The organism is Christensenella intestinihominis, from assembly GCF_001678845.1.
GTDB classification, from domain to species: domain Bacteria; phylum Bacillota; class Clostridia; order Christensenellales; family Christensenellaceae; genus Christensenella; species Christensenella intestinihominis.
The window spans coordinates 1-25,408 of sequence record NZ_MAIQ01000016.1; the positions used below are offsets into that span (position 1 = coordinate 1).

Genomic DNA, 25,408 nt, shown 5'->3' on the forward strand with positions numbered 1-25,408 from the left:
ACCTCGCCTTCCGGCGCGGCCACGGGCAGCATCGCGGACGGCGAAAACGTTGTAGCGTTCACGAACAACTACGAGCCGAAGCAGGGACTGACGGTCAAAAAGACGGTAACGGGGGCAAACGCCCCGGCGGGCGACACGTTCGAGTTCACGGTGAACGTGGCGGGCGCACCGTACGCAGGCCAGGAATACAAGCTCTATGGCGCGGACGGGATTGAGATCACGGCGGGCGGACCGTTCTATACGGACGCAAGCGGCAAGCTGACGCTTACGGCAGGCCAGTACGCGGTATTCGGCGGCATCCTGCAGGGAACGGAATACGAGGTTGTGGAAACGCCGAAGACGGACTATGTACAGACGGCGACGGGCGCTACCGGAACGGTATCCGACGTAGGCTCGACGGCAGGCTTTACAAACAGCTATGAGCCGCAGCGAACCCTCACGGTTGAAAAACAGGTGACGGGCGACGCCCCGGCAGGCGCGGCGTTCGAGTTCACGGTCAGCGTAGGCGGCAGCGCGTACGCAGGCAAGGAATACAGGCTCTACGGTTCCGACGGAAACGAGATCACGACAGGCGGGCCGTTCAAGACGGACGCAAGCGGCAAGCTGAGCCTTACGGCAGGCCAGAAGGCAGTGTTTGAAGGCATCACGGCGGGCACGGCGTACGAAGTGAAGGAGACCGCGAACGCGGACTACGAAACGACGGTCACGGGCGATACGGGCAGCGTTGCGGCAGACAACAGCAGCGCGGCGGTGTTCACGAACAATTATGCGCCGAAGCGCAGCCTGGAAGTGAGCAAAACGGTAACGGCATCCCCGGGCTTCACGGCCCCGGACGGCGACACGTTCACCTTCACGGTGAAGGTGGGCGGCACGGTATACCGCTACGCGAAGTATACGCTGTACGACATCAGCGACCCGGCGGCGCCGGTTGTAATTCCGGGCGACAACTACATGACGGACGGAAACGGCAGGCTGACGCTCACCGCGAACCAGAAGGCAGTGTTTGAAGGCATCGCGGTCGGCACGACCTATGAAGTGACGGAAAGCGCGAAGGACGGCTATGTGGCGGACCATACGTCGCAGGACGGCAGCATTGCGGACGGCGAAAACAGCGTGGTATTCACGAACAACTACGAGCCGAAGCAGGGCCTGACGGTCAAAAAGACGGTAACGGGGGCAAACGCCCCGGCGGGCGACACGTTCGAGTTTACGGTGAACGTGGCGGGCGCGCCGTATGCGGACAAGGAATACGACCTGTATGAAGGCGGCGTACAGCAGATCGGCGTGTACAAGACGGACGCGGACGGGAAGCTGACGCTGAAAGATAACCAGGAAGCGGTATTCGGCGGCATCCTGCAGGGAACGGCGTACGAGGTTGTGGAAACGCCGAAGACGGACTATGTACAGGCGGCGACGGGCGATACCGGAACGGTATCCGAAGCGGGCTCGACGGCAAGCTTTACAAACAGCTATGAGCCGCTGCGGACCCTCGCGGTTGAAAAGCAGGTGACGGGCGACGCCCCGGCAGGCGCGGCGTTCGAGTTCACGGTCAGCGTAGGCGGCAGCGCGTATGCAGACAAGGAATACAGGCTCTACGGCTCCGACGGGATCGAGATCACGGCAGGCGGGCCGTTCAAGACGGACGCAAGCGGCAAGCTGAGCCTTACGGCAGGCCAGAAGGCAGTGTTTGAAGGCATCGCGGCGGGCACGGCGTACGAAGTGAAGGAGACCGCGAACGCGGACTACGAAACGACGGTCACGGGCGATACGGGCAGCGTTGCGGCAGACAACAGCAGCACGGCGGTGTTCACGAATAACTATGCGCCGAAGCGTAATCTGGAAATCGAAAAACAGGTAACTGCGGCTCCGGGCTTCACGGCCCCGGATGGTGACGAATTCACCTTTACGGTTACTGTGAACGGCCTGTTGTACCGCTATGCGGAGTACAAGCTGTACGACGTAAGCGACCCGGCGATGCCGGTTGAGATTCCGAGCGGCAGCGGCTACATGACGGACAAGAACGGCCAGCTGACGCTTACGGCAGGGCAGAAGGCGGTGTTTGAAGGCATCGCGGTCAATTCCTCTTATGCGGTGACGGAGAGCGCGAAGGACGGCTACGTCCAGACCTCGCCTTCCGGCGCGGCAGAAGGAAACATTGCGGATGGCAGCAACGTGCTGACATTTGTAAACAACTACGAGCCGAAGCAGGGCCTGGCCATCCAGAAGACGGTGACGGGCGATGCCCCGGCGGGCGACACGTTCGAGTTTACGGTAAACGTGGCGGGCGCTCCGTACGCAGGCCAGGAATACAAGCTCTATGGCGCGGACGGAAACGAGATCACGGCGGGCGGCCCGTTCAAGACGGATACGGACGGCAAGCTTAGCCTCGCGGCAGGCCAGAAAGCAGTCTTCGGGGACATCCTTGAAGGCACGGCCTACGAGGTTGTGGAAACGCCCAAGGCGGATTATGTGCAGACGGACCCGGCAGACGGCGGAGCGGCAAGCGGAAGCATCACCTCCGCAGGCAGCACGGCGGGCTTTGTGAACAGCTATGAACCGCAGCGCAGCTTTGTGGTCAGAAAGACAGTCACGGCGGAAGCGGGCCTCACAGCCCCGGACGACACGTTCGAATTCGTGGTGAAGGTAAGCGGAGAAGCGTATGCAGGCAAGGAATACAGGCTCTATGGTTCTGACGGGATCGAGATCACGTCAGGCGGACCGTATAAGACGGACGCGGACGGCAAGCTGACGCTGAAGGCCGGGCAGTATGCGGTATTTGAAGGCGTGACGGCGGGCCTGCGGTATGAAGTTACCGAGACCGCGAACGCGGACTACGTGACGACGAGCACGGGCGATACGGGTAACGTTGCGGCAGATAACAGCTCGACAGCGGAATTCACGAACCACTATGCGCCGAAGCGTAACCTGGAAATCGAAAAACAGGTAACGGCTTCCCCGGGCTTCACGGCCCCGGACGGCGATACATTCACCTTCACGGTGAAGGTGGGCGGCACGGTATACCGCTATGCGGAGTACAAGCTGTACGACGTAAGCGACCCGGCGGCCCCGGTCGAGATTCCGAGCGGCAGCGGCTACAGGACGGACAAGGACGGCAAGCTTAGCCTCGCGGCGGGCCAGAAGGCAGTGTTTGAAGGCATTGCCGTCGATACGGCTTACGAAGTCGTGGAAAGTGCGAAGGACGGCTACGTCCAGACCTCGCCTTCCGGCGCGGCAGAAGGAAACATTGCGGACGGCAGCAACGTGCTGACGTTTGTGAACAACTATGAGCCGAAGCAGGCGCTTACCGTTCAAAAGACGGTGACAGGCGATGCCCCGGCGGGCGACACGTTCGAGTTCACGGTGAACGTGGCGGGCGCTCCGTATGCGGACCAGGAATACAAGCTCTATGGTTCGGACGGAAACGAGATCACGGCGGGCGGACCGTTCAAGACGGACGCAAGCGGCAAGCTTAGCCTCGCGGCAGGCCAGAAGGCAGTCTTCGGGAACATCCTTGAAGGCACGGCCTACGAAGTCGTAGAGACGCCCAAGGCGGATTATGTGCAGACAGACCCGGCAGACGGCGGAGCGGCAAGCGGAAGCATCACCTCCGCGGGCAGCACGGCGGGCTTTGTGAACAGCTATGAGCCGCAGCGCACCCTCACGGTTGAAAAACAGGTGACGGGCGACGGCGCTCCGGCAGACGCGGCGTTCGAGTTCACGGTCAGCGTAGGCGGCAGCGCGTATGCGGACCAGGAATACAGGCTCTACGGTTCCGACGGGATCGAGATCACGGCAGGCGGACCGTTCAAGACGGACGCAAGCGGCAAGCTGAATCTTACGGCAGGCCAGAAGGCGGTCTTTGAAGGCATCACGGCGGGCACGGCGTACGAAGTGGAAGAAACGCCGAATCCGGATTACACCGCTTCGCAGACGGGCGGAAAGGGCACGGTTGCCCTGGACGACAGCTCGGCGGCAGTGTTTACAAACAACTATGCGCCGTCGAGGGATATCGTGATTTCAAAGACGGTCACGGGCAGCGGCGTTCCATCCGGCGCGGAATTTACTTTCACGGTGAAGGTGGACGGAGCGGCATATGCCAACAAGGAATATAAGCTTTACAACCTTACGACGGGCGCGGCGATTCCGGGCGGCCCGTATGCGACGGACGACGACGGACAGCTGAAACTTACGGGCAACCGCAAGGCCGTGTTCAGCAACATCCCGGTGGGCAGTACCTATGAGGTTGTGGAAACAACCACAGCGGATTACGTAACGGCCCCGGCGGACGGCTACAGCGGCAGCGTCACGGTAGACGGCGCACAAGCGGCGTTTACAAACAGCTACGAGCCCAGGCGCAGCCTCGAAGTCGATAAGACGGTCACGGGCGAAGATGCCCCGGCGGGCGATACGTTCGAGTTTACGGCAACCGTAAACGGCGCTCCGTACGCGGATCAGGAATACAGGCTGTACGACAAGCAGACCGGAACGGAAATCACGGCAGGCGGCCCGTTCAAGACGGACGCAAGCGGCAAATTCACACTCGCAGGCGGGCAGAAGGCCGTATTTGAAAACATTGCGGTGGGAAGCACGTATGAAGTGAAGGAAACCGCGAAAGAAAATTATGCGCAGGAAAGCCCGGCGAACGGAACCACTTCCGGCAGCATCGGCATGGGCGGCGCTGAGGCGTCGTTTGTAAACGGCTACCTCAAGGCAAACATCGAAGCTTACAAGACAAGCGATAAGATGTTTGACGAAACAGACCGCAGCGAGGTCGTGGGCAAATATGTGCAGCCCGGCGACGAGATTAAGTACACGCTCCACGTATCGAATACGGGCGCGGCAGACGCGCAGAACGTGACGGTACGCGACTACATCCCGGACGGGACGACGTATAAGAGCGGCAGCGCAAGCCACGGCGGCGAGCTGAAGGCAAACGCGGCGGGCAAGGATTATGTGAACTGGAACATCCCGTCCATCGCGGTCGGCGAGACCGTGGAGGTAACGTTCACGGTAACTGTGGATGAAATCCCCGAGGGCGGCGCACCGGTCACAATCCGCAATGCGGCAATGCACGATAACGGCAACCGCGACCCGAAGGACCCTGAGGACCCTGACCCCGGCACGCCTACCAACGAGGTGAAGAACCCGACGCTTGTGATGGTGAAGGAAGTAAGCCCCGAAGGCAATGTGCGCGAAGGCGACATCCTCACGTATACGATCCGCGTGATCGCGTCCGAGGGCGGCGCGTCCGGCATCGAAGTATCGGATGAACTTCCGGACGGACTCAGCCTCGTAAAGGGAAGCATCCGCTACACCCTCGCGGGGGGCAGGCCCGCATCGGCAGGCTGCGAATATATTGACGGCACAGTTTACTGGCCGGCGGTAGACGTTCCGGCAGGAGAATCGACCTTTGTCTTCCGGGCAATGGTAGACAAGCTTGCGGATGGAACGGAAAGCCTTGAAATCAAGAATACGGCAATCGTTAAGGCTCCGGGCACGGAACCGAAGCAGACGACGGAAACCTCGAGCACGGTGAACGCCCGCCAGGCGGAAATTCACAAAACCGCGGCGCTCATCGAAGGCGGCAGCGCGCTTCCGGAAGACAACGGTACGGAAACCGCGCCGGTGCAGACGCAGCTTCTGCAGGTGGTGGAATACCGCCTGCGCGTGACCAACACCGGTTCGGACGCCCTTAAGAGCGGCGACATCGTGGTGACGGACAACTTCCCGGCGGGAACGTCGTACGTAAACGGTTCGCAGGCAGACGCGGTATTCAGCGGCGGCAGCGGAACCAGCACGGCGACCTCCACAAAGGAAGTGACGGCGAGCGGCGTGAAGTGGACGCTTTCCGGCATGTCGGCAGGCGAGACCGCAACGCTCGTGTTCCGTGTGAACGCTCCGCAGACGACGGACGATCCGGCGACAGAAGAGCATGAACTCTCCCGCGTGTTCGATAATATCGCGCACATGACGGATAAGGAGATGAGCGAAAAGACCTATACCGAGACCGTAACGACAGTGGATGAAAACGGTGATGAAACGCGCCATACCACGACGGACAAGGTATATGAAGAAAAAGAATATGAAAAGGATTCGGAAAAAACGTGGCATGAGGTGAAAGAACCCCTCGTAACGGCTGTGAAGAGCAGTATCGTGGCAAGCCCCGCCCCGGGAGAACTGATTCCGGTGGTGCGCGCGGGCGATACGATCGAATATCGGATCAAGCTCGAAAACAGCGGACTTGCGGCTGCGAAGAACGTACAGGTGCGCGACTATGTACCGGCGGGCACGACGCTTGTAGATGGAAGCATCACGGCGGGCGGCACGGCGGATGCGACGAAGACGCAGATCGACTGGGTGATCCCGGAGATCGCGGCAGGGAAGGACGCCACCGTATCGTTCAAGGTAACGGTGAACGGACTCGCGGCAAGCGAAGCGTCGGGCATCGTGACAAACGGGGCGTTCTACCGCGTGCCGGGCCCGGATGAAGAACATCCGGAAACGCCGGATAAGCCGGACGAATCATACGACAAGACGAACGAGGTAAACCACCAGCTTACTTCGCTGGTGAAGGTATCCGACCCGATGGGCGGCACAGACGCGGCGAGCGCAGTGCCCGTGAAGCAGGGACAGCTCGTGAAATACACGATGCAGTTCAACGCAGAACAGCCGGTAACGGATTTTGAACTTACGGATGCCGTGCCGGACGGCATGATCCTTGTGCCGGGCAGCATCTATTACGTAACGCCGGACGGCACGAAGGTGCCGGTTGCGGACAGCGCCTACAATGCGAACACGCGCGTTATCACATGGCCGAAGACAAACGTTTCGGCAGGACAGACGGCATTCGTGTTCAGCGTAATTGTGGATAAGCTCCTTCCGGGCGAAACGTATATGCTGTATGAAAACACGGCGCATGCCTCGATGAACGACGGCAATGGAAACCGCATCGAAGAAGACACCAACACCGTTACGCACGAAGTGCGCGAGGGTAAGGCGGACATCACCAAAACGGCGGCGCTTGTCACAAGCGGCACGGCGGGCAGCGAAGAACGCGGAACCGCTGCGGACCCGGTAGGCACCAAGCTTTCGCAGGCTGTGGAATACCACCTGCGCGTCAGGTATACGGGTACGGAAGGCGCGAAGAGCGGTAACCTCGTCGTGACCGACCCGATCCCGGCGGGCACCGTCTATGTGGACGGCAGCGCAACCGGAACGATCACGACGGCAGTGGCAGGCTCTACGGCATCCGTAGGCGCGGGCTCGCTGACGGCGGACGGCATGAAGTGGATTATCAGCGGCATGTCACCGGGCGAGGAAGCATTGCTTACATTCCGCGTAACGGCACCGGCCACGGCGGGTGAAAGCGGGGTCCAGGTCTTTGAGAATACGGCGAACCTGATCGACGAAGACAAGAAAAATGCTACGGACGAAGACGGAGCCGCGGTATATGGCAGGGACGAATATGATAAGGACTCCGAAACAACCTATCATAAGGTAACGGAGCCGAAGATCAGCGTGGAAAAGACGAGCGACAAGATGGTCGGCGGCGACCCGGATGTGCAGGGACAACTTGTAGCGCCGGGCGACGAGATCACCTACACGCTCAAGGTCATGAACTCCGGCACGGCGGATGCGCAGAACGTAACGCTGAGGGACTACATCCCCGCGGGCACGACGTATAAAGCGGGCAGTGCAAGCCACGGCGGCAGCCTCCGCACCGTGAACGGAAAACAGTGCCTGAACTGGAACCTTAATGTGCCGATGGGCGAAGAAAACGCGGTCTATGTCACCTTTACGGTAACGGTAGACGCGCTGAGCCCCGCGGATAACCCGGTAGAGATCGTGAACGCGGCAGCGCACGATAACGGCAACGAGAACCCGAAAGACCCGGGCGACCCGGAGAATCCGGATACGCCGACCAACGAAGTCGAGAACCCGACGGTGTACTACGAAAAGTCGAGTACCCCGGCAGGCGGCACGGTGGATGCGAACGGGAACCTTGTGAACCCGGGGCAGGTCCGCGAAGGCGACATTATCACGTACAACATCAACGCCACTGCACCAAAGGGCGGCGTTAAGAACGTGGTAATCACAGACACCCTGCCGGACGGCGTAAGCCTCGTGGCAGGCTCGGTGAGCTACAAGCTCGGCAACGATGCGCGGGTAACGCTGGACGAAGCAGACGTACATGCAGGCGGCGTTGTCACATGGCCGAAGGTGGATATTCCGGAAGGAACGTCGAACTTCCGCCTGAAGGTAATGGTGAACAAGCTGGCGGACGGCGAAACAGAGAAAGCGCTCAGGAACCATGCGGTCCTTACACAGGATAACCCGGGCGGCGGGGAAGATGTGGATTATCCCCCGACCAGAGAGGTAACGCATGAGGTGAAGAGCCGCTGGGCGGATATCACCAAGACGGCGGCGGTGATTGAAAATGACACTGCAAAGGGCGAAGACCGCGGCACGGAAGGAACTCCGGTTTATACGGAGCGGCGCCAGATCGTGGAATACCGCCTTACGGTGACGAACACCGGCGCGGACGGCATGAAGAGCGGGGACATCGTGGTCACAGACCCGATCCCGAAAGACTGCACGCTTGTGGCAGGCTCCATCACCGGCAGCATTAAGAATGCGGTTTCCGGCTCTACGGCGACTGTAAAATCCGCGGAAATGACGGCGGATGGCGTGCGCTGGGTGCTGAATGGCCTTGACAACAAAGAACAGGCCTACCTCACATTCCGTGTGAGCGCGCCCGCGACGAGCGACGACCCGGCGACAGCGGAGTACGAGCTGCAAAAGACGTATACGAACCAGGCGACCATGACCGACCAGGCCATGAAGGAAACGCAGCATACGGAGACGGTTACGACCGTAGACAAGAACGGCACGCGGACGCAGCATACGGCTGGTGAAACCATCTTCGCAGCAGAAGAGTATGAGAAGCCTACGGAAATCACTTACCATGAGGTGAAGGAGCCGCTGGTGACGATGACGAAGTCCTCCGATCCGGTAAGTCCGGCGGCAAACGGGTTGATCCCGGTTGTGAGCGAGGGCGGAGAAATCACCTATAAGCTGACGCTTGTGAACACAGGACAGGCGCCCGCGACAGACGTACGCGTAGCGGACTTCATTCCGCAGGGCACGACCTATGTGCCGGGCTCCGCGGAAGTGACGGGCGGTACATATACGGCCGCCGCAAACCGGATCGACTGGAAGATCGCAGAGATACTGGTCGGCGCGCAGAACAAGATTGTACTGAGCTTCAAGGTTACGGTGGACAAGGCGGGAGCAAACGCCCCGGGCGTGATTACGAACACAGGATACTCATACGTACCCGATCCGGGCGACCCGACGCCTCCGGTTGACCCGAACGACCCGACGCCTCCGGTTGACGAGTACACTCCGTCAAACGAGGTGCAGCACCAGACGCACACATTCGTGAAGACGTCAAGCCCGATGGGCGGAACGGATGAAGCGAGTGCCAGGGAGGTTCGGCAGGGACAGGCCATTACCTATACAATGCAGCTTCATGCAGCGGACCAGGTAAACAACGTGACGGTGAAAGACACCGTACCGCAGGGCCTTGCCCTCGTACCGGGCAGCATCGAGATCGTCAGCCCGAACGGAACCGTTACGGCAGTTCCGGACAGCGCTTATAACGCCGCGACGCGTGAAATCACGTGGACGGCGGGAAGCGCTTCAAAGGGCGTCACGGGCTTCAGGTTCAAGGCGGTTGTAGAGAAGCTCGCGGCAGGAGAGACAGCGAAGCTGTTCAAGAACCAGGCGACCATCACATACGATCCGGGCACCGGAACTCCGGTAACGGAAGATTCGAACGTGGTGACGCATAAGACCGGGACGGGAACGTCCGCCATTACCAAGACGGCGGCGTTGATTGAATCGGATACCGCGAAGGATGAAAACCGCGGTACGCAGAGCGCACCGGTGCAGACGCAGCGCGGGCAGGTTGTGGAATACCGCCTGCGGGTAACGCACACAGGTTCGCCGAGCGGCAACCTCGCAATAACCGACGCGATTCCGGACGGTACGACGCTTGTGGAAGGCTCGCCGAGCGGCAGCATCCAGAATGCGGTTCCCGGCTCGAAAGCCAAGGTGGCGTCCGTAGCTGTGAAGCAGGTGGCGGCACCTGACGGACAAATGAAGAACGGGGTTGAATGGATTGTGAACGGGCTTTCCGAAGGAGAAACGGCATACCTCACGTTCCGCGTGACGGCGCCGCTCTATACGGACGACCCCAGCACCCCGGTCCATGAGCTTTCGAAGGTGTTTGAGAACACCGGCAAGCTCGAAGACAAGGGAAAAACAGACCTCGTTTATGAAGAGGATACGGACGGCCACAAGAAGGGCGATCCGGTTTACGCGGACGATGAGGCCACACAGGTAACAGAGACCACATACCATGAGGTTAAGGAATCGGCGCTTGAAGTGGTGAAATCCTCCAGTCCGGGAAGCGGGACGGAAGTGAAGGCCGGAGATACGATTACCTACCAGATAGGCGTATCCAACAAGGGACAGGACGCGGCAGAGAACGTAATCATCCGCGATACGGTTCCCGAAGGCACGACGCTCGTTCCCGGTTCCGAGAAGTGCAGCGTTTCCGGGGTCACTGCCGCGAAGGCACAAATTGGCGGCAAGGACGGACTTGCGTGGGTAATCCCGCAGGTAGGTCCGGGAGAAACCGTAACCGTGAGCTTTGCGGTAACGGTGAACGAACTGAAGCAGGCCGGAACGGTCAGCATCGAGAACGTTGCACAGGTGAAGGAACCCGCGGCGGGTGAAGACCCGGGCAATCCGAAGGATGACGGGTTCCAGAACACCAACAAGGTAACAAACAGCCAGTCGCAGACCTATGCGGGAGCATTCCCCAAGACGGGCGACGAAGGCGGACTGCCGATGGGCATGCTGATGCTGCTCATCGCGGCGGGCGGAATACTCACGGCACTCATTGTGCTGGCGGTAATCCGCAAGCGCCGGCAGCAGGCAGTCGAGGCCTATGAGGCATACCGCGAAACGCGCCGCAGCAGGCGCTAAATAAAAGGAGGCACGGAAGGGGGAAATCCCCCTTCCCGGGGCCTCGTTTTATAAAAACTTATAAAAACGGACTTATACCCTATGAAGCTTATTTTCACAAGCAACACATGGAGAAAAAATAATGCATAACGGCAGAAAAGTAAGCAAGCTTTTTAAAAATATAATTACAATAATTGTCGCGGTTGCCGTGATGATTGGAATGGTTGTTCCAACCGTCGCAATGGAAAATGAAGAGGTTCCGGCAGTCATGGAAGCCGGTCTGCCAGCGGAGGAGTCCGGCCAGGCGGAAGAAGACGGCGCAGAGCAGGCGCCGCCGGACAGCGACGGGGAAATTGCCGACGCAGAAGCAACGGCCGGGCCTGAGCAGGACGAGGAAGCGGTTCCCGAAGCAACGGAAGTTCCCGCTGCGGAGGAGGAAGCAACCGCTGAGCCGGAACCCGGGCAGGACGAGGAAGCAGCCCCTGAAGCAACGGAGGTTCCCGCTGCGGAGGAGGAAAACACGACGGAGCAGCGCGATGCAGGGGAAGTTTTGGCGCCCCTTTCGCCCGCGACAGCGCCGCAAAGCGGCGATATCATTGTGCCGTTTGACGTCGTTGACTGGAGTAACCAAATATCAGACCTTAACGTTTATGCCGTTTGGCTCAACCAGGCAGGAAAGGAAATTTCCGCGCCGGCGGGGGCGTCGATCAAGGTAGAACTGATGGACAAGGGGCCGCAGAACTCCTATGCGGGGTGGACGCTTTCAAATACGCCGTATGGTACATCACGGAATACGGATGTATTGAATGCGGACAATGATTTCAGCGGCTGGTTTGGAAATATTATCCTTGCGCGTTCAAAAAAGCTGGTCGTAAGCGGCGTACCGGAAGGATACACAGTGACCTTTGGAAACCCGAAGGACAATGATACCGTAGGCGAATATCCATACAACTTTGGAGACCCGATCAGGTATCCGGACTACTACGTCAACCTGACAAAAACCGATACGGAGCCCGCGCCTACGCTTTCAAAAATCGAGGTGACGGAGCCTCCCGCGCGCGAAGCATACACGGACGGCGAGTATTTCAGCCCGGCGGGCATGGAAGTTACGGCCACATACTCGGACGGCTCGACAAAAATAGTAACGGGCTGGACGTACAGCCCGACGGGTGCGCTGACGACTTCAGTTACGGAAATTACAGTAAGGTATACGGAAGACGGAGTCACCAAGACAGCGACAACGCCAATCACGGTTATCGAGGGAATCAAACTGACGGGCCTTGCAGTGACGAATCCGCCGACGAAGACGGCGTATACGGAGGGCGAAAGCTTTAACCCTGCGGGCATGGTGGTAACGGCGAGCTACTCCGACGGCTTTGACGTCGACGTATCAAGCTACACGTATAGCCCGACGGGACCACTCACGACAGCGGACACCGAGATTACGGTGAGTTACGAAGAAGGCGGGATTACAAAAACGGCGACCACGCCGATCACGGTCAGCCCTGCCACTGTGACGCTTGCGGGCATCACGGTGACGACGCCGCCGACAAAGACGGTATATACGGAAGGCGAGAGCTTCGACCCGGCAGGGATGAAGGTCACGGCTGCCTATTCAAACAGCTCTACGAAAGAGGTAACAGGCTGGACGTACAACCCGGCGGGACCGCTGACGACTTCAACGACGACGATCACGGTAAGCTATACGGAAGGCGGGGTTACGCGGACTGCGACCACGCCGGTTACGGTCAACCCTGTGACGCTTACGGGTATCACGGTGACAACGCCGCCGACAAAGACGGTATACACCGAGGGCGAGAGCTTCGACCCGGCAGGGATGAAGGTCACGGCGGCCTATTCAAACAGCTCTACGAAAGAGGTGACGGGCTGGACGTGCAGCCCGTCGGGCGCGCTGACGACTTCAACGACGACGATCACGGTGAGCTATACGGAAGGCGGGATTACGCGGACTGCGACCACGCCGGTTACGGTGAACCCGGTGACACTTACGGGTATCACGGTGACGACGCCGCCGACGAAGACGGTATATACGGAAGGCGAGAGCTTCGACCCGGCGGGGATGAAGGTCACGGCTGCCTATTCAAACAGCTCTACGAAAGAGGTGACGGGCTGGACGTGCAGCCCGGCGGGCGCGCTGACGACTTCAACGACGGCGATCACGGTGAGCTATACGGAAGGCGGGGTTACGCGGACGGCGACTACGCCGATTACGGTGAACCCGGTCCCGGTGACACTTACGGGCATCACGGTAACAACACCGCCGACGAAGACGGTGTACACGGAAGGCGAGACTTTTGACCCGGCAGGGATGAAGGTCACGGCGGCCTATTCAAACAGCTCTACGAAAGAGGTAACGGGCTGGACGTGCAGCCCGTCGGGCGCGCTGACGACTTCAACGACGACGATCACGGTGAGCTATACGGAAGGCGGGATTACGCGGACTGCGACCACGCCGGTTACGGTGAACCCGGTGACACTTACGGGTATCACGGTGACGACGCCGCCGACGAAGACGGTATATACGGAAGGCGAGAGCTTCGACCCGGCGGGGATGAAGGTCACGGCTGCCTATTCAAACAGCTCTACGAAAGAGGTGACGGGCTGGACGTGCAGCCCGGCGGGCGCGCTGACGACTTCAACGACGACGATCACGGTAAGCTATACGGAAGGCGGGATTACGCGGACTGCGACCACGCCGGTTACGGTCAACCCTGTGACGCTTACGGGCATCACGGTAACGACGCCGCCGACAAAGACGGTATACACGGAAGGCGAGACCTTTGACCCGGCCGGGATGAAGGTCACGGCTGCCTATTCAAACAGCTCTACGAAAGAGGTGACGGGCTGGACGTACAGCCCGGCGGGCGCGCTGACGACTTCAACGACGGCGATCACGGTGAGCTATACGGAAGGCGGGGTTACGCGGACGGCGACTACGCCGATTACGGTGAACCCGGTCCCGGTGACACTTACGGGCATCACGGTAACAACACCGCCGACGAAGACGGTGTACACGGAAGGCGAGACTTTTGACCCGGCAGGGATGAAGGTCACGGCGGCCTATTCAAACAGCTCTACGAAAGAGGTAACAGGCTGGACGTACAGCCCGGCGGGCGCGCTGACGACTTCAACGACGACGATCACGGTAAGCTATACGGAAGGCGGGATTACGCGGACTGCGACCACGCCGGTCACGGTGAACCCGGTCCCGGTGACACTGGATAGTATTGCGGTCACGACACCGCCGACAAAGACGGTATACACGGAGGGCGAGAGCTTCGACCCCGACGGGATGAAGGTCACAGCGACCTACTCGGACGGCACGGATAAGGTGCTGGGGGATAGTGAATATAGCTATAGCCCGATGGGCGCATTGAGCACGACGGATACAGAGATAACCGTGACGTATACGGAGGATTCGGTCACAAAGACGGCAACGACACCGATCACGGTAAACCCGGTCCCGGTAACGCTTACGGGCATCGCGGTAACAACGCCGCCGACAAAGACGGTATACACCGAGGGCGAGAGCTTCGATCCAGACGGGATGAAGGTCACGGCGACGTACTCCGACGGCACGACGGCGGAGGTAACGACGTACACCTACAGCCCGAGCGGTACGCTGGCAACGACGGATACCGAAATTACGGTCACCTACACGGAAGACTCGGTCACAAAGACGGCGACTACGCCGATCACGGTGAACCCGGTCCCGGTGACGCTTACGGGCATCACGGTGACGACGCCGCCGACAAAGACGGTATACACCGAAGGCGAGACGTTCGACCCGGCAGGGATGAAGGTCACAGCGACGTACTCCGACGGCACGACGGCGGAAGTAACGACGTACAGCTACAGCCCGAGCGGTACGCTGGCAACGACGGATACCGAAATTACGGTCACCTACACGGAGGACTCGGTCACCAAGACGGCGACCACGCCAATTACGGTGAACCCGGTCCCTGTGACACTGGATAGTATCGCAGTGACAACGCCGCCGACAAAGACGGTGTACACCGAGGGCGAGAGCTTCGACCCGGCAGGGATGAAGGTCACGGCAACGTACTCCGACGGCACGACGGCAGAGGTAAACACCTACACGTACAGCCCGAGCGGCGCGCTGGCAACGACAGATACCGAAATTACGGTCACCTACACGGAAGATTCGATCACCAAAACGGCAACCACGCCAATTACGGTCAATCCGGTCCCGGTGACGCTTACGGGCATCACGGTGACGACACCGCCGACAAAGACGGTGTACACCGAGGGCGAGACGTTCGACCCGGCAGGGATGAAGGTTACAGCCACATACTCCGACGGCACGACAGTGGAAGCGGTTGGCTGGACATACAGCCCGAGCGGCGCATTGAGTACGACAGATACCGAAATAACGGTAACCTACACAGAGGATTCGATCACAAAGACGGCGACGACGCCGATCACAGTGAACCCGGTCCCTGTGACACTGGATAGTATTGCGGTGACAACGCCGCCGACGAAGACGGTATACACCGAGGGCGAGAGCTTCGATCCCGACGGGATGAAGGTCACAGCGACGTACTCGGACGGCACGACGGCGGAAATAACGACGTACACCTACGGCCCGAGCGGCGTACTGGCAACGACGGATACCGAAATTACGGTTACCTACACGGAGGATTCGATCACCAAAACGGCAACCACGCCGGTCACAGTAAACCCGGTCCCGGTAACGCTTACAGGCATTGCGGTGACAACGCCGCCGACAAAGACGGTGTACACCGAGGGCGAGAGCTTCGACCCCGACGGGATGAAGGTCACGGCAACCTACTCGGACGGCACGACAGCAGAGGTAAACACCTACAGCTACAGCCCGAGCGGCACGCTGGCTACAACAGATACGGAGATCACGGTAACCTACATGGAGGATTCGGTCACCAAAACGGCGACCACGCCAATTACAGTGAATCCAATCCCGGTGACGCTTACGGGCATCACGGTGACAACGCCGCCGACAAAGACGGTATACACGGAGGGCGAGACCTTTGATCCCGACGGGATGAAGGTCACGGCGACGTACTCCGACGGCACGACGGCGGAGGTAACGACGTACACCTACAGCCCGAGCGGCGCACTGGCAACGACGGATACCGAAATAACGGTCACCTACACGGAGGATTCGATCACCAAAACGGCGACCACGCCAATTACGGTGAACCCGGTTCCGGTGACGCTTACAGGCATTGCGGTGACAACGCCGCCGACGAAGACGGTATACACGGAGGGCGAGAGCTTCGATCCGGTAGGGATGAAGGTCACAGCGACGTATTCGGACGGCACGACGGCGGAAGCGGTTGGCTGGACATACAGCCCGAGCGGCACGCTGGCAACGACGGACACCGAAATTACGGTCACCTACACGGAGGACTCGGTCACCAAAACGGCCACGACGCCAATTACGGTCAATCCGGTCCCGGTGACGCTTACGGGCATCACGGTAACGACACCGCCGACAAAGACGGTATATACGGAGGGCGAGACCTTTGATCCCGACGGGATGAAGGTCACAGCGACGTATTCGGACGGCACGACGGCGGAGGTAACGACGTACACCTACAGCCCGAGCGGCGCGCTGGCAACGACGGATACCGAAATTACGGTTACCTACACGGAGGACTCGGTCACAAAGACGGCGACTACGCCGGTCACGGTGAACCCGGTTCCGGTGACACTCACAGGTATTGCGGTGACGACACCACCGACGAAGACGGTATATACCGAGGGCGAGACATTCGACCCGGCAGGGATGAAGGTCACGGCGACGTACTCGGACGGCACGACAGCGGAAGTAACGACGTACACGTACAGCCCGAGCGGCGCACTTAATACAACGGATACCGAAATTACGGTTACCTACACGGAGGGCTCGGTCACCAAGACGGCGACCACGCCGATTACGGTCAATCCGGTCCCGGTGACGCTCACAGGTATTGCGGTGACGACACCGCCGACGAAGACAGTGTACACCGAGGGCGAGAGCTTCGATCCTGACGGGATGAAGGTCACGGCAACCTACTCGGACGGCACGACAGCGGAAGCGGTTGGCTGGACGTATAGCCCGAACGGCGCACTGGCAACAACAGACACCGAAATTACGGTTACCTACACGGAGGATTCAATCACAAAGACGGCGACCACGCCGATCACGGTGAACCCGGTCCCGGTGACGCTGAATAGCATCGCGGTGACAACGCCGCCGACAAAGACGGTATACACCGAGGGTGAGAGCTTCGACCCCGACGGGATGAAGGTCACGGCGACGTACTCGGACGGCACGACGGCGGAGGTAACGACGTACACCTACAGCCCGAGCGGCGCACTGGCAACAACAGACACCGAAATTACGGTCACCTACACGGAGGACTCGGTTACAAAGACGGCGACGACGCCAATTACGGTCAATCCGGTCCCGGTGACGCTTACGGGCATCACGGTGACAACGCCGCCGACAAAGACGGTATATACCGAGGGCGAGAGCTTCGACCCCACTGGAATGAAGGTCACGGCGACGTACTCGGACGGCACGACGGCAGAGGTAACGACGTACACGTATAGTCCAAGTGGTACATTGAGTACGACGGATACGGCGATTACGGTTACCTACACGGAGGATTCGATCACAAAGACGGCGACTACGCCGGTCACAGTGAATCCAGTTCCGGTGACATTGGACAGTATCGAAATCACAGTCCCGCCGACAAAAACGGTATATACGGAGGGCGAGACCTTTGACCGGACGGGAATGAAGGTAATGGCAAAGTATTCGGACGGCAATACGAGGGAACTCATGGATTACGAATACACGCATGAGCCGGACAGGGCGCTCACCGTCAGTGATAACCAGGTTGTGGTCACGCATGAAGGACATAAGGCGACCCTGCCAATCACGGTAAATCCGAAAGCGGGCCCGGAGCCGACGCCAACGCCAACACCGGAGCCGACGCCAACGCCAACACCGGGGCCAACCCCGACGCCGGAGCCGGAGCCGACACCGACACCGGGACCAACACAACCATCAGAGCCGACGCCAACGCCGGGGCCCACACAGGGCCTGCCCATTGGCGGAACAGGCAATGGCAATGACGGAACGGGCGGCGGCGCAGATGATGGGACTGCAAATACGGCTGTATCCCCTTCGGATGATTCCATGCCGCAGACGGGGGTTCACGATACCGTAGCGGCAATGACAGCCCTGTTCTTTGCGGCAGCGATGGTAATATTCCTGCTCCTTGCGCAGGCAATAAGGAAAAATGAGGTCAGCGTGCAAAATGGCCGGACCGTTATCAGGAGGGAAAGAATTTCCCTGAAACAGAGGGATAAGTCTTTCGGCAAAATGACGGCGGCCGGGCTGCACCATAAGATAAAAAAACAGGAGTAGAATGGCAAAACACGAAAAAAAATCGAAAAAGGGAATATGGCTCTGGATCGGGATCGTAGTGTGCGTCTGCGTGATGCTGTACGCCGGGTCTGAGATATATACGCAGACAAAGGATTACGCCCAGGGCGATCAGGTATACGGCACCCTGCAGGATGCGGTTGTAAAACAGGACGCGGCGCCCGGACAGCAGGATGTACAGGGAGGCCTGCCGGATACCGGCGGGGCCGCTGCGGAAAGGATCGACGTTGCGGCGCTCCGCCAGTATTCCGGCGGGGCCGTAGCCTGGATTTATTCCGAAGATACGGTGATCGATTATCCTGTGATGCAGGGAACGGACAACAGCTATTACCTGACCCACCTGTACGATGGAACAAGCAATAAGGTTGGGGCAATTTTCCTGGATTACAGGAATGCTTCGGATTTTTCAGACCGGAACTCGGTGCTGTACGGGCACCATATGAAAAGTGGAAAAATGTTTGCCAGCCTGGAAGGATATAAAGACCAGGGTTATTATAATAAGCATACCCACCTTTTCCTGTATACACAGGGCGGAACCTACCGCATCGACCTGCTGGCCGGATATGTGGTGGACGGCGGGGCAAACGATATTGACTTTAACCCGGATGATGGGGCCCTTCAGGCTTTTGTGGCGGAAGCGAAACAAAAATCAACTTTTTCTTCCGGCGTTACGGTCGCCGCGGGGGACAGGCTGGTGACCATGGTCACCTGTACGTATGATTTTCAAAACGCCCGCTATGCACTGGTGGGAAAACTGTCGAAAATTTGACGGCGGAAAGCGCGAACCCGGGAAACAAGAAAGGTCAGGGTAAATTTTGTGAAAACGATGAAGAAACATTTCAAAAAAATACTGGCGGTGACGATAGCGGTGATTATAATGCTCGCTATGGCGGTGACGGTAGCGGCGCAGGAGTCTCCGGCAGAGGAAAACCAGCCGGACGGCGAAATGGCGGCGATGTCCGAACAAGCCCCGGAGGCTGAGGAACAGGCCGGGGAAACGCCTGTAGTGGCAGAGCCTCCGGCGGACCCGAGTCCGTCCGCAGCCGCGCCGGAAGCACCGGAAGCGCCGGAGCCGTCAGAAACGCCGGAGAAACCGGAACCGTCGGAAACGCCGGAGAAACCGGAACCGTCGGAAACGCCGGAGCCCGCCCCGTCGGCAGATGGAACCGCCGCACCGGAGCCCTCCGCCCCTGCGGAAAGCGCTCCGCCGCAGGAAGAACAGGCAGAGGCAGAACCCGCGGCGCAGCCGGAACAGGCCGAACAGCCGGCCGCCCCCGCGCAGCCGGATGAAACGGAAGCCCTCGCGCCCGCAGGCGGCGAAGAGAAAGAAACGCCGAGCTATGACGCGCCCGCAATTTTCCTGACGGATATCGTGGCAAAGGGCAATAACGATACGCTGGCACTCACGGAAGAACAGCTTGCGGAAATCGAAAAGGACTTACCGGAAAACCTCAGCCCCTACCGCAGGGAAATCGTTTTAAAGGCTTACTCCCTTGTGGGGAAGGTACATTATTTCTGGGGAGGAAAAAGCACTGCAAGCGGCTGGGATATACGCTGGGGAAACGACGCAATCGTGGGCAGCGCAGGCAGCAGCCAAACGGGCACGGTGCGTTCCTACGGCCTCGATTGCAGCGGCTATGTCCTCTGGTGCATGCTGAATGCGGAGGAAGCCTTTGCATCGCAGCAGGAATTGGCGTTTGACCAAAATGGCATCGTCAACCAAACCGGGTACGGCACGGCCGGCCAGTGGGCGCATTCCTATGAAATTACATGGGAGGAAGCACAGCCGGGCGATATCGTATTCTATAAAAATCCGCAGGACGCGGGAATCAACCATGTGGGAATCCTTGTCGGTACGGATGAAGAAGAAGGAACGCTTGTGGCCCATTGCTCTTCTTCAAAAAATAGTGTCGTAATCAGCCCCCTTGAAGGGTCCGGATTCCGCTATGTCCGTCGGCTGGCATATATGGACGAACGGGAAACCATGCAGAACCAGCAGGAAAAAGCTGAAATTAAGGTTTCGACCGCGCCAAACGGGTTACCGTTAATGTTAACGGAGGAACAGGCCTACGAAGGAGCAGTCCTGAACGGATGGGCGGTTAATTAACGGATTTATTTAAGCAAGGAGAACTTATATGGGAAGGCTTGGAAACAAGATTTTAAACGCAATTGGATTTGAGGAGGCGCCGGTCAGTGCATACGCCGAAGGCAATGACGGCGGATTGGCGCCGGATGAACCCCGGGAGCATATGCCTGCCCGGAAAAAGGAAAAGGGCAAGGTTATCCGGATGTATGATGCGGAGATGAAAGTCCTCATTTACGAACCGAAGGAATATGAAAACGCCCAGGGAATCGCCGCGGATATCGAGCGCGGCAGGCAGGTGGTTGTGAATGTGGACGGACTGGAAAACGGCGACGCACAGCGTATTGCGGATTTTGTAGGCGGCGCGGTATATGCCATGAAGGGGCAGATTCAGTGGATAACGCCCACCCTGTTCATCGCTGTGCCCGCGAATGTGGACGTTGAAACAGACGGCGGAAACTTTGAAACGCAAATGGAATTTAACTGGTAATTGATCGGAATGAAAGGATATAGAAATATGAAAAAAAGAAAAATGTTGATGATTCTGGCACTTGTGGCGGCGCTGCTGGTGGTGGCGACGGGCTGCATGTCAAGGACGGCGGAAACGGTCGAGGTTGGGGGACAGCAGGTCGCTACCCTGTATTCCGTGATCGGGGAACGGGCGATTACGGGAACGTCCACCAGCACGGGCACCGACGGTTCTAAAACCGAGGTCACCTATGGCAACGGCGAAGTATCCGTGACCGACGTCAACGCTTACCTTGAGAAGCTTGTAAAGGAAGATGGTTTTACGGTGACGCAGGAAGTGAAAAACGACGGAACCGGGCAATCCTACCAGATTGGAAAACAAACGGACGACGGGAAAATGCTCCTGATCGATTTCTATTTTGTGGACGGACAGGAAACCGTCATCACCTATCAGGTTACGGCATAAATTAAAAAAGCAAACAGAAGCTCTTGCCCTGAAAAGGACAAGGGCTTTTTTGTTGCGCAAAAAGCCAATTCGTTCCGCGCGGAAGAGGGCGGTATTCCGGGGGAGTTCCCTGTGTCGTTTATGCTTTAAGAATTGCCGTCTGGGCCGGAACCGCCCAAAACCCGGTTGCCTTGTGGTACAAAAATAAGGTGTTTAGTCATAATGTCATAATAATATCCCGATAAAGCAACAGGGTATACCGCGGCCATATGCTTTGGCCCGGCGACAAAAAGTGGAAAAGGAGAGAAAGATGGTAAGACTTAGGAAATGGAAATGGCTGGCAATACTTCTCGCTTTGGTAATGTGCCTGGGCGTTGTGGGAACCACAATGGCGCAGGAGCCTCCCGCCGATGTGTCCCTGGCGGCGGAAGAAGGGACTGAAGCGGCGGAAGAACCGCCTGCAGAGGATGAAGCTCCCCCGGAGAGCGAAACGGAGGCGCCGGAGGAATCCGCGGAACCATCCGGGGAAGAAACGCCGGACGAAGAAACGGACCCCGAACCCTCGGCCACTGCAGCTCCCGAAGACGGGGAAGCGGATCACGAAAAAAATACTGCGGAAGAAAACAAGGAAATCGAAACCCCGGGAGAAACCCAGGCGCCGGAACCTACGGCGACCGCAAAAATCCCCGAGGTAACCAGCCTCATGGCGGAAGGAACAGAGGTTGTGCCGTTTGCAATCACTGGCGGTGCCTGCGGCGCTTCGGCGGCATGGACGTTTGACGACGTTACGGGCGTGCTTACCATTTCGGGCACGGGAGATATCGATAATTACACATCGGCGGCAGATGCGCCGTGGTATTCTTACCGCTCGGGTATCACGTCGGTCGTCATCGATGCCGGAATTACGAAGCTCGGCAATTATGCGTTTGCAGGTCTTTCCAATATGACCTCTGTCGCGATCCCCGCAAGCGCGACATCGTTTGGGTCCTATGTATTCGAGGGCTGCAACTTTCTCGGCTCCGTCACGATCCCGGACGGAACCACCGAAATTGGGGAGTATATGTTCCATAACTGCGGTTCCCTCAACTCGGTAACGCTTCCGGACAGTGTCCAAACGATTGGGACGGACGCCTTCCGCAACTGCGGCGCGCTCGGGTCCATCACCTTGCCCGCGGGCCTCCGGGAAATTAAGACGGGCGCGTTCACGGACTGCGATTCCCTTACGGGGGTGACGATCCCCGCAGGTGTAACGGCAATTGGCAACAGCGCGTTTATGAATTGCCGGGCCCTTACGGAGATGACGATCCCCGCGAGCGTGAAAACGATCGGAACCAGTGCGTTTACGAATTGCGTGGGAATTGGGGACGGAGATTTCACCTTTGAAAATATCGATAATATTACGACATTAAACAAATCCGACCTGTGGGAACGGTGCTGGCTGGATCAGCTGAAGCTGTCCGCGCCCACATTGCCGGCAAAGCCTGCGGCGCAGGGATACGACGGCAGCGTTGACGTTTCGGACTATGACGATTCCCATGAAGGAAACAACAACAGCGCCACGTGGCTTACCAAAGCCGCAAGGTGGAAAAACGATGAAAAGACGGAGGCGGAGCTGCGGATTGACGCCTCTTACAACGCTCTGGCCAACGACATCGATACGGTGTTTACGCTGGACGTAAGCGGCAGCATGGGAAGTACAACCAACCTGAAAAGCAATCTTTGGAAGACGATTTTTTCCACGCTGGCGGCAAGCGAAGGCCTGCTGAACACATCGGGCTACGATAACCGCGTGGGAATCGTAGCGTTCGACCACGCCGTGCTGGAAGAGCTTGATTTTACCGGGAGCATTTCCGACGTGCAGGATTTCCTGTTCAACCTGGTTTCGAGGAGCGGCGGCACGGAACATAACGCAGGACTGCAGGGAGCCTACGACATGATACAGGGACGCGCGGACAAAAGCAGGGACGCAGCGGTGCTTTTCCTGACGGACGGCGACGTTTCGGGTTCGCACTCGGCGGCAGGTGCGATTAAAGGCGAAGGAATTCCGCTCGCCGGAATTGTGTATAACGCCTCCATGAATTCGGATTTCATCAACCTATGTTCGCCGGGAATGGCCTACAAGGCGTCCAACGCGGATTTAAGCGCGGTGTTCAATGCCGTTGTACAGGGGCTGACGCGGGTTTATGTTTTGCGCGATGTGATTCACCCGGATAATTTTGATCTGAAGAGTGGAAGCGTAAAGGTAACCTACCAGGACGCCTCCGGCAATGAGGTTGAAATTCCCGGAGCCGTTACGGTGGACGACGCCAGCGGGAAGACAACCCTTACGTGGCAGATGGACGGCACGCTTCCGCGGACGAACTATACCGTGACGGCGGACCTCGACCTGAAAAAGGATGCGGATGGAAAATATCTGACGGGCGACCTGCCCACCAACGAAGGCTTTGCGGCGATCAATGCGGTGAACCAGGTGGAATCCCCGGTGCTCGTGCGCGAGGCGGCGGTACAGCCGACGCCTACTCCGGCGCCCACCGCGACGGCCGCCCCGACGGCGCAGCCGTCCGCAGACCCGACTGTCCAGCCGACTGTGCAGCCAAGTGTCCAGCCGACTGCTGCGGCAACAACGGCGGTACAGCCCGATAGGCCGAAAACAGGAGACGAGACCAACCTCATGCTGTGGATCGTGCTGCTTGCGGCAGGAGCCGCCTTGCTGGCGACGGTCCTTGTCCTGAGGAAACGGCTTTCAAACAGGTAACAGGAGAAAAAAGAGCCTGCGCTTGAAATAAGCGCGGGCTTTTTTTGCGTTTCCCGCCGCTTTTGGTATACTGGTACCGGGAGGGCAATATGGAATTTGGATATACCATTCCCCTGCAAAAGTATGTGGGAATCAAACGCCTTGGCTATGGAACGGAGTCATCCCGGCTCTTTTGCTGGGATATGCACGTCATTCGCCTGCACGGCAGGGAATGCTTGCTTGCGGTGAACTGCGCAAACCGCTATACGGTGGCGGCGGGGATGGCCCCGGCGGATTGGAACCGCCTGCCCGCCGCGGCGCTCGGTTGTATCCGGGCCGCGCTTCTTGCGGATGGTTTCCCGCAGGCGCAGGTTGAATGGTATTTGGAGCAGGCGGGGAATGTACGCGTTACCCGCACCCACGGACGGCGGGAGGTCGCGTTCCTGAACCGCGCGTGGGACGATGCGGTGATGCAGGACTGGCTGTTTGACCCGCAGGAATCCTGCCAATTCCTTTTGAATCGCGGGGTCAACGGCGTTTCCTGCCGCTGCGCCGGACACGAGGGAATTGGAATTCCGCAGGAGCGGATGGCGCTGGACCTTAAGGAGAACAGCGAACATGTATTGGCCCGGCGCCAAAAACGCGGTCACAGGGAAGGGAGCAAATAAAGAAATGGAGCTTTGCTATACGGAAGAAAAGAAATTCAGCAGGGAAGACGTGCAGGGGCTGTTCCTGTCCGTGGGCTGGATATCGGGCGAATATCCCGCGAGGCTCTACCGCGCGCTGATGAATTCATCCGCCGTTTTTACCGTGTGGGACGGAAGCAGGCTCGTAGGGCTGCTGCGGGCCATGGACGACGGCGAGCTGGTGGCGTTCCTGCATTACCTGTTGGTACGCCCGGATTACCAGGGCCGGGGAATTGCCGGGAGGCTGGTTGCGCTCGCCAAAGAAAAATATAAGGATTACCTCTATATCAACATCATGCCGGAGGAAAGCAAAAACGCCGCGTTTTATGAAAAACACGGGTTCCGCCGCATGGAAGACGGCGTGGCCATGCAGATATGCAATTTTGCGGGCAGGGAATGAAGGATAACAGGGCATAAAATGCGGACAAGGACGCTTTCGGCGTCCTTTTTTTATGCGAAGCGAAATCCCCCCGCTGCGCGGGGGAGTTCAAAAAAGGCG

9 protein-coding genes are annotated in these 25,408 nt (G+C 58.7%); all 9 read left to right on the plus strand.

The features are described 5' to 3' along the window. Positions 1-11,055 (plus strand): DUF7601 domain-containing protein (locus BBD38_RS13690; RefSeq protein ID WP_082989701.1); only part of this gene is annotated, 11,055 nt, incomplete at its 5' end. Between the two features lie 121 nt (positions 11,056-11,176). Beyond that, on the plus strand, positions 11,177-18,475 hold the full coding sequence (locus tag BBD38_RS14610) for a beta strand repeat-containing protein (RefSeq protein WP_066689197.1): 7,299 nt from the start codon (positions 11,177-11,179) through the stop codon (positions 18,473-18,475). Position 18,476: 1 nt separating this feature from the next. Further along, on the plus strand, positions 18,477-19,262 hold the full coding sequence (gene srtB / locus BBD38_RS13700; protein WP_066689198.1) for a class B sortase: 786 nt from the start codon (positions 18,477-18,479) through the stop codon (positions 19,260-19,262). Between the two features lie 57 nt (positions 19,263-19,319). Beyond that, the gene (locus tag BBD38_RS13705; protein ID WP_066689199.1) at positions 19,320-20,600 is read left to right on the plus strand and encodes a C40 family peptidase; all 1,281 of its coding nucleotides are present in this window, start codon (positions 19,320-19,322) and stop codon (positions 20,598-20,600) included. Between the two features lie 28 nt (positions 20,601-20,628). Continuing rightward, on the plus strand, positions 20,629-21,066 hold the full coding sequence (locus tag BBD38_RS13710; RefSeq protein WP_066689200.1) for a cell division protein SepF: 438 nt from the start codon (positions 20,629-20,631) through the stop codon (positions 21,064-21,066). A gap of 27 nt (positions 21,067-21,093) precedes the next feature. Continuing rightward, entirely contained in the window at positions 21,094-21,510 is a 417-nt protein-coding gene (locus BBD38_RS13715; RefSeq protein WP_066689205.1) for a hypothetical protein, read from the plus strand. Between the two features lie 289 nt (positions 21,511-21,799). Further along, positions 21,800-24,244, plus strand: coding sequence for a leucine-rich repeat protein (locus tag BBD38_RS13720; protein WP_082989702.1), 2,445 nt, complete (start codon positions 21,800-21,802; stop codon positions 24,242-24,244). Between the two features lie 89 nt (positions 24,245-24,333). Then, a complete protein-coding gene (locus tag BBD38_RS13725) occupies positions 24,334-24,891 on the plus strand; it encodes a DUF6933 domain-containing protein (RefSeq protein WP_066689209.1) in 558 nt (185 codons plus the stop codon). A gap of 4 nt (positions 24,892-24,895) precedes the next feature. Next, positions 24,896-25,309: a GNAT family N-acetyltransferase gene (locus tag BBD38_RS13730; RefSeq protein WP_066689211.1), complete on the plus strand. Its 414-nt coding sequence runs from the start codon at positions 24,896-24,898 to the stop codon at positions 25,307-25,309. Positions 25,310-25,408 lie beyond the last annotated feature (99 nt).